Origin of the sequence: Candidatus Halocynthiibacter alkanivorans, from assembly GCF_003333265.1 — a bacterium.
Taxonomy (GTDB): Bacteria; Pseudomonadota; Alphaproteobacteria; order Rhodobacterales; family Rhodobacteraceae; genus Halocyntiibacter_A; species Halocyntiibacter_A alkanivorans.
Window position 1 is genome coordinate 152,218 of record NZ_QOLB01000029.1, and the last position, 12,126, is coordinate 164,343.

11 protein-coding genes are annotated in these 12,126 nt (G+C 61.5%); 6 read left to right on the plus strand and 5 right to left on the minus strand.

What is annotated here, in order from left to right; genetic code table 11:
• The first annotated feature begins 52 nt into the window (after window positions 1–52).
• The 3 genes from tmpA to DWA01_RS01290 all read left to right on the plus strand — a co-directional run bounded on the left by tmpA (window position 53) and on the right by DWA01_RS01290 (window position 3,097).
• Window positions 53–1,198 carry a 2-trimethylaminoethylphosphonate dioxygenase gene (gene tmpA / locus DWA01_RS01280; protein ID WP_114283800.1) on the plus strand — a complete coding sequence of 382 codons (1,146 nt, stop codon included), beginning with the start codon at window positions 53–55 and terminating at the stop codon, window positions 1,196–1,198.
• Complete coding sequence (tmpB, locus tag DWA01_RS01285; protein WP_114283801.1) at window positions 1,195–1,785, plus strand: (R)-1-hydroxy-2-trimethylaminoethylphosphonate oxygenase; 591 nt, start codon at window positions 1,195–1,197, stop codon at window positions 1,783–1,785. The genes tmpA and tmpB overlap by 4 nt, the downstream gene beginning before the upstream one ends.
• 313 nt (window positions 1,786–2,098) lie before the next feature.
• On the plus strand, window positions 2,099–3,097 hold the full coding sequence (locus DWA01_RS01290) for a GlxA family transcriptional regulator (protein WP_114283802.1): 999 nt from the start codon (window positions 2,099–2,101) through the stop codon (window positions 3,095–3,097).
• 38 nt (window positions 3,098–3,135) lie between these two features.
• Here the strand turns inward: DWA01_RS01290 and DWA01_RS01295 are convergent, their stop codons facing one another.
• The 5 genes from DWA01_RS01295 to DWA01_RS01315 form a co-directional block, all read right to left on the minus strand.
• Window positions 3,136–3,672, minus strand: a complete 537-nt coding sequence (locus DWA01_RS01295; RefSeq protein WP_114283803.1) for a sarcosine oxidase subunit gamma — start codon at window positions 3,670–3,672, stop codon at window positions 3,136–3,138.
• A complete protein-coding gene (locus DWA01_RS01300) occupies window positions 3,665–6,610 on the minus strand; it encodes a sarcosine oxidase subunit alpha family protein (protein ID WP_114283804.1) in 2,946 nt (981 codons plus the stop codon). Before DWA01_RS01300 ends, DWA01_RS01295 begins: the two co-directional genes overlap by 8 nt.
• Window positions 6,607–6,894: a sarcosine oxidase subunit delta gene (locus DWA01_RS01305; protein ID WP_114283805.1), complete on the minus strand. Its 288-nt coding sequence runs from the start codon at window positions 6,892–6,894 to the stop codon at window positions 6,607–6,609. Before DWA01_RS01305 ends, DWA01_RS01300 begins: the two co-directional genes overlap by 4 nt.
• A 12-nt stretch (window positions 6,895–6,906) precedes the next feature.
• A complete protein-coding gene (locus DWA01_RS01310) occupies window positions 6,907–8,157 on the minus strand; it encodes a sarcosine oxidase subunit beta family protein (protein WP_114283806.1) in 1,251 nt (416 codons plus the stop codon).
• A gap of 175 nt (window positions 8,158–8,332) precedes the next feature.
• Window positions 8,333–9,181: an alkaline phosphatase family protein gene (locus DWA01_RS01315; RefSeq protein WP_114283807.1), complete on the minus strand. Its 849-nt coding sequence runs from the start codon at window positions 9,179–9,181 to the stop codon at window positions 8,333–8,335.
• A 227-nt stretch (window positions 9,182–9,408) separates the two neighbouring features.
• Here DWA01_RS01315 and modA point away from each other — a divergent pair, with 227 nt between their 5' ends.
• Genes modA through modC form a run of 3 tightly spaced genes read left to right on the plus strand, consistent with a single transcriptional unit; the run spans window position 9,409 to window position 12,115 of the window.
• On the plus strand, window positions 9,409–10,320 hold the full coding sequence (gene modA / locus DWA01_RS01320; RefSeq protein ID WP_235008386.1) for a molybdate ABC transporter substrate-binding protein: 912 nt from the start codon (window positions 9,409–9,411) through the stop codon (window positions 10,318–10,320).
• Window positions 10,317–11,015: a molybdate ABC transporter permease subunit gene (gene modB / locus DWA01_RS01325; protein ID WP_114283808.1), complete on the plus strand. Its 699-nt coding sequence runs from the start codon at window positions 10,317–10,319 to the stop codon at window positions 11,013–11,015. Before modA ends, modB begins: the two co-directional genes overlap by 4 nt.
• Window positions 11,012–12,115, plus strand: coding sequence for a molybdenum ABC transporter ATP-binding protein (gene modC, locus DWA01_RS01330; protein ID WP_114283809.1), 1,104 nt, complete (start codon window positions 11,012–11,014; stop codon window positions 12,113–12,115). Before modB ends, modC begins: the two co-directional genes overlap by 4 nt.
• The last annotated feature ends 11 nt before the right edge of the window (window positions 12,116–12,126 follow it).

Sequence of the window (12,126 nt, forward strand, 5' to 3'; positions counted from 1 at the left end):
TCCCGGCTCGCTAAAACATGCAACCAGGCTTGAACGTACTCGGAGAAACGACATGCTACGGACAGTTAATACAGATCACTCGGGCGATGTTCTGTCGCTCGAATTCACCAACGGCGACCGCGCCCGGTTTCACGCCATCTGGCTGCGCGACAACGCGCTGGACTCAGAAACACGCGCCCCGGGCAATGGGCAGTGCCTGATCACCCTGGCAGATATCCCCACCGACATAAAAATCGCAGCTGCAAACATCGCCGACAACTGCGTTGTGCTGCGCTTCAGCCCCGAAGACAAAGAAGTCAGCTTTCCGGCCACCTGGTTGCGCGACAATGCTTATGACCGTGCTGAGCCCAGCCTGTTTGGCCATGTAGATGCCGCGGCCATTACCACCTGGAACAAAACCCAGGACGCGCCGTGTTTTGACTTTGAACAAGCCCGCAGCGACCCTGCAACCCGCAAGTCCTGGCTGGCGGCGATCGAACGGTTCGGTTTTGCCAAGATGATCAACGGCCCGACCGAAAGCGGCGCGCTGATAGATGTGATCGATCTGTTCGGCTACACCCGCGAGACCAATTACGGCCAGTATTTTGAGGTCCGCACCGAAGTGAACCCGACCAACCTGGCGTTTACCGGTCTGGGACTGCAGGCACACACCGACAATCCTTACCGCGATCCGGTACCCACACTGCAGCTGCTCTATTGCCTTGAAAACTCTGCCGAGGGTGGCGATTCAATTGTGGTCGACGGCTTCCGCGCCGCCGAACGCCTGCGCGAAAGCAACCCCGAAGGTTTTAACCTGCTGGCAGGCTACCCGGCACGGTTTGAATACAAAGGTGAAGCCGGCGTCGTGCTGCAGTCACGCCGTCCGATGATCGAACTGTCACCTGAAGGGCAACTGATCGGTATCCGCTTTAACAACCGCTCCTGCGCTCCGATTGTCGACGTACCGTTTGACCATATGGCCGCCTATTACGCCGCCTACCGCCAGCTGGGCGAGTTCATCGATGATCCGGACATGGGTGTCAGCTTCAAACTGGCCCCCGGTGAAAGCTTTATCGTCGACAACACCCGCGTTCTGCACGCCCGCACCGGCTATTCCGGCGAAGGCTCGCGCTGGCTTCAGGGCTGTTACGCCGACAAAGACGGGCTGCTCTCCACCCTGCGGGCGCTTGAAGCCCAGGTTGCGGTGGCTGCAGAATGAGCGCGCCAGAGGCCAGCGCGCTGACCCCTGAAAATATCGTCGACTTTCTCGGCGGTATTTTTGAGCGCCGCGGCGGTGAAGAATATCTCGGGGAACCGGTCACCATGGCGGAACACATGCTGCAGGGTGCCACCATCGCACAAAAGAATGGCCAGTCCGACATCATCGTCGTTTCGGCTCTGCTGCATGACATCGGTCATTTCACCAGCGAATTTGGCACGTTTTCAATGGACGACACCGCCGATAAGTTCCACGAAGAAGCCGGTGCCCTGGTTCTGGAACGTTTTTTCCCGACCATTGTGACGGACTGCGTCCGGTATCACGTGGCGGCGAAACGCTATCTCTGCGCCACCAAACCGGAATATTTTGACCGCCTGTCCGAAGCCTCGGTTCATTCGCTGAATCTGCAGGGCGGCCCGATGAATGCTTACGAAGTTGCGGAATTCGCAAAGAACCCGAACCTGAAGGAAATCATTCAGGTCCGCTATCTGGACGACGCCGGCAAACACGCCGATATGGAAATCCCGAATTTTGCTCATTTTGCACCGATGGTGCAGCGAATCGTCGACGCCCACTGCGCGGCTTAACCCCCGCAACGGCCAACAATTGCACCGGCAGACACGCTTTTGCCGGTGCCTCCCGGGATTTCAAACTCCCGTCAGAACTGAAAGCCGGTGCAGCCTCGCCTCTGCGACCGGCCCCCGGCGCGTCCGCTGCCCCGCCTGCACCGCAGATGCTGCGCGGCGTGGCCCGCAACCCGGCTGCAGCCTGCCCTGCCCCCCCCGTGAACTTGACACTCCCCGCTTTAAAGCTGATGATTTACTGCGCCTGACCATCGGCGCGGCCTGTCCAGGAACCGACGCATCTGCACTGGTTCCACCCCACTGAAAGCGCGAATACATGAGCGACAGTCTCACTCTTGGTTTCCTGATATTCCCCGGTTTCCCTATGGCTGCCCTGACCTCAGCGATTGAACCGCTGCGCGCCGCCAATGAAATCGCCGGTGAACAAAAGTTCCGCTGGCGCGTTATCGGCGAAACCATGGCGCCGGTGCGGTCCTCTGCCGGAGTGGTATTTGCGCCCGATGAAGCCCTGTCGGAAAATGCGAAACTGGATCATATCTTTCTGATCTCCGGACCCGATGCCCATTTTGAAACACCTTCGTCCGGCAACGGAGCCCTGCGCCGCCTGTCGCGCAGCGGCGTGATTATCGGCGGGTTCTCCGGCGGCATATTTCCGCTGGCACGCTCGGGCCTGCTCGAGAACCATGCGTGTTCGCTACACTGGTGCTATGAGGCGGCCTTTCGCACGGAATTCCCGGACATTGAGGCGGTGATGACCGTGATCTGTCAGGACCGCCGGCGCATGACTGCCTCGGGCGCAGCGGCGGTGTTTGATCTGATGCTGAAGCTGATCGAAGACACGTTCGGCGCCGAGATTATGACCGAGGTCGCCTGCTGGTTCCAGCACCCGTTCATGCGCACCAGCGATGTGGCGCAAAAAATCCCGACACTGGCGACGGCAAATACTGATGACATGATGCCAAAACCCGTGGCCCGCGCCATTCAGATGTTCGCCGAACATATTGAAGACCCGATCCAGATCGTCGATGTCGCCGAAGCGGTGAACATGTCCACCCGCCACCTGGAACGCAGCTTTAAGCGCGCCACAGGGCAGAGCCCGTTGAAATACTACCGCAGGCTGCGGCTGAAACAGGCGCGCCAGCTTGTGCTATATTCCAATGATACCATAACCGAAATCGCCCTGTCGGTCGGCTATGCCTCCACCACGCCAATGGTGCGGCATTATAAAGAAACCTATGGCAACTCACCGCAGCAGGACCGCAAAGATAAAAACAAATTCAGGGTGACGGACGGCAATTGTCTGCCATCCGTCTGAGCGCCAGCGCTTTGCACCGATTTACAATGGCGCTGAACTTATAACACCGCCCGCATGGCCTGAAGCAGCGCGTGATGCAGCGACGCTGCTGAGGAGCGTGGTGCATAAAGGGTGAATTTCTGCGCGCCACGGCGGATCAGAAATACGCCGATATGGTCCAGCGTGCTGCGCGCGGTGTCCCCGGGCTGCAGGGCATCCAGATCAAGCATCACCAGACGTTCCAGCACCGGTATCGTGCCCTCACCGGAGATATCAAACCGCGCCCAGCCGCCGGATTGCTCGGTGATCGAGACCGCACCGTCCAGATGCTGCAGCAGCGCCGGCACGATGTCCTCATGGCTGTTCATCGGCGCCTCAATCATCCACTGGCCCGGAGCGGTCCAGAAGACGCTGAACGGATCGCCCGCAAGCGACTTGCCCACCGCAGGCAGATCCAGACCACTGATCGTGGCCCCCATGCGTTGCGCGACAGAAGCCAGCGCCACATCGCAGTTCTCCACCAGGGTGACACCAGCCACCTGATCCTGACGTGGCGTGCTGCTGCCCAGCGGTGTGATTGCTTTCAGATTATCCACGAAGACGCTCCCCATCCGGATCTACAAAATGAGCGCTGACGACTTCCACGTTAACACTGCTGCCTTCCAGCGGATTGGCCGCCACCATAATCTCTCCCAGCCGCGTATCGCCATCGACCAGGAACCCAATGCCGATCGAGGAGCCCAGCACCGGCGAATACGCTGCCGAAGAAACCCAGCCCTGGTCATTGGCGGCGTTTTCAACGCTGCCCTTATTCATCAGATGCGCGCCCGCAACGACGGCATCCCCTGCGTTCACTGCTTTAAAGCCGACAAACCGGTGCCGGTCCGCCGTCATGCCTTCACGCTCGCTGAGAATGGAGCCGATGCTGTCTTTTTTCTTTGACACCATGCGTCCCATGCCCAGGTTCAGCGCCGAGGTCTGACCATTCAGCTCATTGCCCGCCGCATGGCCTTTTTCAATGCGCAGCACGCCCAGCGTCTCGGTGCCGTAAGCCACGACATCGAATTCCTCGCCTTCCGCCATCAAGCGGCGGATCAAAGCGTCGCCATACTGTGTCGGCACCGCCAGCTCAAAGGCCAGCTCGCCCGAAAACGAGATCCGGAACAGCCGCGCCCGCAAGCCACCGCAGACGGTGATCTCGCCACAGCCCATGAAGGGGAAAGCCTCATTGCTGATGTCAAATTCCGGATCCACGATCTTTTGCAACAGCTTGCGTGCATTGGGACCTGCCACCGCATATTGCGCCCAGGCTTCGGTGGTGGAAATCAGCGTCACGTCGAGGTCTGGCCACAGGCACTGGCGGGCGAATTCCATATGGCGGGAAATACCCACCGCATTGGCCGTGGTGGTGGTGACCACAAAGTGGTCCTCTGCCATACGCGCGGCGGTGCCGTCATCCATCGCCATACCGTCTTCGCGCAGCATCAGCCCGTAGCGCACTTTGCCCACGGCCAGCTTGGCAAACCCATTGCAATAGATCCGGTTCAGGAAGGTCGCCGCATCCGCGCCCTGCACGTCGATCTTGCCGAGCGTGGTCACGTCACAGACACCGACCGACTTGCGCACAGCCAGAACCTCGCGGTCCACTGACTGACGCCAGCTGCTTTCGCCAGCTTTGGGGAACCACTGCGCCCTGAGCCAGGCCCCGACCTCGACAAATTCCGCGCCTTGTTCCCCGGCCCATTTGTGGCTCGGCGTCAGGCGGGTGGGACGGAAATCCTTGCCGCTGGAGCGCCCGGCAAAAGCGCCGATCGCCACTGGCGTATAGGGAGGTCGGAATATGGTTGTGCCGGTTTCCGGGATCGTCTTGCCAGTCAGCTCCGCCATCACCGCCAGCGCGGTCACGTTAGAGGTCTTACCCTGGTCCGTCGCCATGCCCAGCGTGGTATAGCGTTTCAGATGTTCAACTGACACAAAACCTTCCTGATGGGACAGTTTTACATCTTTGACGGTGACATCGTTTTGCAGATCGACCCAGGCGCGGCCCTTGCCTTCGCTGACAAACCACAGTGGTGTCGGGCTGCAGGGCGCGTCTTCCGCCTGTGGCATGTCGGGTGCAGAGCCGCTCAGCTCCAGCGCTTCCATCGCCGCACGTGCGCCTGAAACCAGCGCCCCGGTGGTTGTCATGTCGCCCATGGCGGCACCGGCAACGCTCATGCCTGTGGGCAGGCTGCCACCGGGCACAAAAGCCGCAAGCGTGTCGTCCCAGACCGGACGGCCGCGCTGATGACAGGTCAGCTGCACATTCGGGTTCCAGCCGCCCGACACGCCCAGCGCGTCACAGGCGATTTTATGCAGCGAGCCGTCCGCCAGTCGCACGGATATTTCCCGCAGTCCCAGCCGGCCACGGCTGTTCACCACCAGGGCACCGCGCAGGTGATTAAAGCCTTCAAGCGGGGTGGCATCCTTGCGGCTGTCAATCACCGCGGCAATGGTGACCCCTTTGGCCGCCAGATCCACCGCCGTGCGCAATCCATCATCATTGTTGGTGAACACCGCCACCTTCTGGCCCGGTGTCACCGCCCAGCGATTGGCATAAGACCGCATAGCACCCGCCAGCATAATGCCGGGCCGGTCGTTGTTTTCAAACGCAACCGGGCGTTCGGTCGCCCCGGCGGTCAGCAAGGTGCGGCTGGCATAGATGCGCCAAAGGGTCTGACGGACCCTGTTGGCAGCAGGTTGGGTCAGGTGATCACTGACCCGTTCAACCGCGGCGTAAATCCCATGGTCAAACGCGCCCAGAACCGTGGTGCGCGGCAGCAGGCGCACGTTGTCCATCCCGGTCAACTCTGCCACGGTGGCGGCGGCCCAGTCGGCACCGGACTGATCGCCCAGCGCGAAGGTTTCGCAGTTCAGGCGCCCGCCCATGCGGAAATCCTCATCGGCCAGGATCACCCGTTTGCCGGACCGCCCCGCCGTCAGCGCCGCCGCCAACCCGGCAGGACCTGCACCCACGATCAGTAGATCGCAATGCAGAAACCCTTTGTCATAACTGTCGGGATCTTCCTGCTTTGACAAGCGGCCCAGACCGGCGGCGTTGCGGATAATGGGCTCATAGACTTTTTCCCAGAAGGCGCGCGGCCACATGAAGGTCTTGTAATAAAACCCGGCGGCCAGGAACGGCGACAGCAGATCATTCACCGCCATCGCGTCAAAGCGCAGCGACCCGATCCGGTTCTGACTGTTGGCAAGAAGCCCGTCATATAGCTCAACGCAGGTGGCGCGCGTATTGGGTTCGCGCCGCGCCCCATCGCGCAGCTCCACCAAAGCGTTCGGCTCTTCTGATCCGGCGCTCAGCACGCCGCGCGGCCGGTGATATTTGAACGAGCGCCCCATCAGGCGCACCCCGTTGGCCAGCAAAGCCGAGGCCAGCGTATCGCCGGCAACCCCCTGATAGCGTTTGCCGTCAAAGCTGAAGTCCAGCGCGGTTTCCCGGTCCACAAGACCGCCGCTTAAACGATTGACCTGGCTCATGTGCTGCGCCCCTCGGACCGGGCCACATCGCGGGCCAGTTTTACATCAGTAATTTCATGGGTGGTGGTATCGCGGGTGACCACAAGCCAGGACCGGTCGCCCTGCTCATGATACCACAATTCGCGGTGCAGACCGGCGGGGTTGTCGCGCTGATACTGATACTCATAGAACGCCTCGCCAGCGTTTTCGCCCTGCCGGTCGGGGCGGTGCATCAGGCTGGCATCGCCAAGATAGGTGAATTCCTGCGAGTCACGCGGCCCCAGAAGCGGATGATTGATAATCATATTTGTGATTCCTCAGTGCAGGTTGGGCTGTGGGCCCGCGCCTCGTTCATCAATCATGCGACCGGTGCGGAACCGGTCAAGACGATAGGCTTTGGCGGTGTCATGCGGCTTGTCAGTGGCCAGCAGATGGGCAAAGGCATAACCCGACGCCGGCGTGGCCTTAAAGCCGCCGTAACACCAGCCGCCGTTGAAATAGAGCCCGTCAACCGGGGTCTGGTCGATGATCGGAGAGCCGTCCATCGACATGTCCATCACCCCGCCCCACATGCGCAGCAGGCGGACGCGGCCAATCATCGGCATCAGCGCCATGCCGCCTTCGCAGACGTCTTCCACGACCGGCAGATTGCCCCGTTGTGCATAAGAATTATAGCCGTCCAGATCACCGCCGAACACCAGACCACCCTTGTCCGACTGGCTGACGTAGAAATGCCCGGCACCAAATGTGATCACGCCTGGCAGCACCGGCTTCAGCCCTTCAGAAACAAAGGCCTGCAGCACGTGGCTTTCTATTGGCAAGCGCATTCCGGCCATGGCCATAACCCGCCCGGAGGACCCGGCCACAGCACAGCCGATCTTGCCCGCGCCGATATAGCCCCGGCTGGTTTCGACACCCAGGACCTTGCCCTGCTCAATGCGGAACCCGGTGACTTCGCAATTCTGGATAATATCGACACCACGGCTGTCGGCGGCGCGGGCATACCCCCAGGCCACCGCGTCGTGGCGCACCGAGCCGCCGCGGCGCTGCACCAGCGCCCCTTTGATCGGGAAACGTGCATTGTCGAAATTCAGGAACGGCGCTTCACGCTTTACATCCGCAGCGCTCAGCAGTTCCGCATCGGCCCCGTTCAGGATCATCGCATTGCCCCGGCGGCGGAACGCGTCCCGCTGCGCATCGGTATGGATCAGGTTCATGATCCCGCGCTGACTGACCATGGCGTTATAGTTCAGATCCTGTTCCAGACCTTCCCACAGCTTCATCGAATGCTCGTAAAACGGCTCATTGCCATCCAGCAGATAGTTGGAACGGATGATGGTGGTATTGCGTCCGACATTGCCGCCGCCGATCCAGCCCTTCTCCACCACAGCGATATTCGCCTTGCCGTAGACTTTGGCCAGATAATGCGCTGTCGCCAGCCCGTGGCCGCCGCCGCCAATGATGACAAAATCATAATGGGGTTTTGGCGCAGCATCGCGCCAGGCTGGCCCCCAACCTTTGTGACCCGTCAGGGCCTCTTTGATGACCCGAAAACCGGAATATCGCATAGTTCATTCTCCCGTTGCGCCAATCCTGGCACAAGCGGGGAGCGTTTCTGTCTGTCAAAGGGGACAATTACCCATCCGTTCCGGACACATTTTGCGCCTGTTTCGCCCGCCGGCCTGCACGTCACAGAGGCCGCCGGCGTCCCGGCGGCCTCTGCCACAGCACAGATTCGAATTCTTATTCCGCGCTCAGAAAGGATGCCGCTTTCATTGTCTCCGGCACCGGCACCCCCATCCGCGTCAGTATGGTGGGCGCCAGCTGCACCATATCGATCAGCTGATCGCTGTCGGGTCCTGCAGCAGGCCCGAAATAATACAGCGCAGTGTCCTGCTGATCGGCACCGCGCCCGCCATGATGGCCACGATCATTCTGACCGTGATCGGCCGTTACGATGACCTCATACCCTGCCTTGCGCCAGCGGGTGATGAAGGGCGCCAGGTATTCGTCCATCTTGAAAATGGCCTGGTCCATCGCTTCGCAATCATGCTGAAACCGGTGCCCCATACTGTCCAGCGTGCTGACAAGCATCATGCCATAATCCAGCCCATGGCGCTCGGTCAGCATGGTCATCAACGCAAACAGGTCCGCATCAGACGGCGTCATCTGATTGTCGCGGTTATCACCGGTCATCGAATAGAACCGGCCATAATTGATGCTGGCACTGTCAGGCTCATTATATTCCAGATCCTGCACCGGATCGAACGGCGCGCGGTTGTAAAGTTCCGACCAGTAGGAATGCGCCACTGCACCGGTAACACCGCCGGCCCGGCGCACTTCAGAAAATACATCGGGCAAGGGCAGGCGAAACACATTGGTGTTGCCGGTGCAGCCATGCACTGCCGGGGTCACGCCGGTATGGATGGACGCGTAACAGGCGGCCGAGATCGAGGGCACCACGGCGCGCATTTTCCACACCCTGGCCTCGCCGCTCTCGACCCAGCCTTCCAGGTTTCCGAACAGGGACCGGAAGTTGCGCCAGGGCACCCCGTCCAGGATGATCAGCAATAGTTTATTTTGTCCGCTCATAGACACTCAGCCTTTGCATGAAGGGCCGCCATTGACTCGCCGGTACCCAAAAAATCATCTCCCGATACTTGCGATTAACTGGCCTCATCCTTGCAAATTCGCGACCACGTGTGTGACGTCTGCGACATTATTTCAGGGTCACCCCGCGGGCAGCCCGCCATTTGCGCTTGCCTAATGCGCGCTGCCATTGCCATACATTTATACCCGCCGTTCACGGAGCTCATTTCTTGACCACACGCACATCTGAATTCCTGCCCCATCTGCCACAGCTGCGGCGGTTCTTGGCTGTGCTGGCATTTGGCATCGCGGCCAGTGTCTCGGTGCCAGCAGCGTCAGCCCGCGCCGATACGGTTACAGTATTTGCCGCCGCCAGCCTGAAAACGGTGTTGGACGAGCTGGCTGTACGCTGGGCCCAGACCTCTGATCATCAGCTGATCGCCTCTTACGGCAGCAGCGCGCTTCTTGCCCGCCAGATCGAAGCCGGAGCGCCCGCCGATCTTTTTGTCTCCGCCAACAGCGCCTGGGCAGATTACCTTGAAGATCAACAGCTTCTGCAACCGGACAGCCGGGTTGACCTGCTCTCCAACAGCCTGGTGATGATTGCTCCTGCCCCCGGTGCGGGTGGCAAAGCAGCCCCGCTTGACGTCAGCGCCGGTGCCGACATCCGCGCCCGCCTCGGCGACGCACCACTGGCCATGGCGCTGATAAACGCGGTGCCGGCGGGTATTTACGGCCAGGCGGCGCTGAAATCACTTGGCAGCTGGGATCAGATCGCCGGACAGGTCGCCCAGACCGACAATGTGCGCGCCGCCCTCGCCCTGGTGGCCAGCGGCGAAGCGCCGCTTGGCCTGGTCTACGCCACGGACGCGCTGGCGGAACCGCGTGTCTCGGTTGTCGCCACCTTGCCGCCTGAAAGCCACCCGCCGATCCGCTACCCGGCCGCACTGACCGCAGACAGCAACAGCCAGGCCGCTGCAGAACTGCTGCGCTGGCTGCAAGCGCCCGTCGCCAAAGCTATTTTCCAGCGCCACGGATTTGTCACCGGCACAATAACCGCCGCGCCAGTGACCACCGAACTGGCCGAGCCAGCCGCGCCCATTGCGCCCGCCACCGCCCCCGCACCCGAGTCCGCACAATGACAGACTGGCTCGGCCCTCAGGAATGGATCGCAGTGGCGCTGTCGCTCAAAGTCTCGCTCTGGGCCACGGTGCTCTCCTTGCCACTTGCGGTGCTGACCGCCTGGGCGCTGGCGCGCAAACGCTTTCCCGGCCGCCAGTTGCTCAACGCGCTTGTGCACCTGCCGCTGATCCTGCCGCCGGTGGTCACCGGTTACCTGCTGCTGCTCAGCTTTGGCCGCCGCGCGCCGCTGGGCCGGTTTCTGGAAGACACGTTCGGCCTGGTGTTTGCCTTCCGCTGGACCGGCGCGGCACTTGCCGCCGCAATCATGGCCTTCCCGCTGATGGTGCGCGCCATCCGGCTGGCCTTTGAAGCGGTTGACCCCAAACTGGAACAGGCCGCCTCAACGCTGGGCGCATCCCGCCCCTGGGTGTTTGCCACGGTCACCCTGCCGCTGATCGCACCCGGCATCATCGCCGGCGCGGTACTTGGTTTTGCCAAGGCTATGGGTGAATTTGGCGCCACTATCACTTTTGTCGCCAATATCCCCGGTCAGACCCAGACCCTGCCTTCGGCGGTCTATGCGTTCCTCCAGGTGCCTGGTGGCGAAAACTCGGCGCTGCGCCTCGTGCTGGTCTCGGTCACCATCGCCATCACCGCCCTGCTGCTGTCCGAGCTGATCGCCAGCCGGGTGGCAAAACGGATCCGTGGTTCATGAGGCTCTCTGTCGCGCTCTCCCACCGCTTTGACGGCCTGGATCTGGACATTCGCTTTGAAGCACCTGCCGGGGTCACCGCGCTGTTCGGCCCCTCGGGCTGTGGCAAAACCACGGTGGTGCAGGCGGTGGCCGGTCTGCTGCGCACCGACAGCCACCACATTCAGGTTGGCGAACGGGTGCTCTCAGACAGTGCCACCCGGACCTGGTTGCCGCCACACAAACGCCGGGTCGGTTATGTGTTTCAGCAAGACCGGCTGTTCCCCCATCTCAATGTGCGCCAGAACCTGGGCTATGGCCGCTGGTTCGCCCGCAACCGCGCCACCAGTGATTTTGACCAGATCACCGGGCTTCTGGGCATTGATGCGCTGTTAAACAGGCGCGTTGCCGGTCTTTCGGGCGGCGAAAAACAACGCATATCCATCGGCCGGGCCCTTCTGGCGGCGCCTTCAATCCTCTTAATGGATGAACCGCTCGCCGCGCTGGATGAGGCACGAAAAAGCGAAATCCTGCCCTATCTCGAGCGGCTGCGCGACGAAACAAACATCCCGATCCTCTATGTCAGCCATGCCATGAGCGAAGTTGCCCGTCTCGCCACCACTGTCGTGGCGCTGAACGCCGGAAAAGTGGTCCGCGCGGGCCCTGCGGAGGAAGTTCTGTCTGATCCCGCCTCCGCCCAGGCGTTGGGGCTGCGTCAGGCCGGTTCCATCCTGACCGGCCGTCTGGTGGCCCAGCATGACGACGGTCTCAGCGAACTCGCGGTCTCCGCCGGCACCCTGTATCTGCCCCGCATCCATGCGGCGCCAGGCGCGCGGGTCCGGGTGCGTATTGAAGCCCAGGACGTGATGCTGTCGCGCACCCGCCCCGAAGGGCTGTCGGCATTAAACATCCTGCCTGCAACCGTGCGGGCCGTGCATGCCGGCGGCGGTCCCGGCGTCATCGTACAGCTCAGCGCTGGCGACGACCTGATCCTGGCGCGCATCACCAAACGCTCCGCAGCCGCGCTTGATATCAGGCCGGGCGCAAGTTGTTATGGCATCGTCAAATCGGTCTCCGTCGCGCAGAGCAACATTGGCGCCCCGCGCCGGCCCGCCGGCGCGTAACCGGCGCGCAT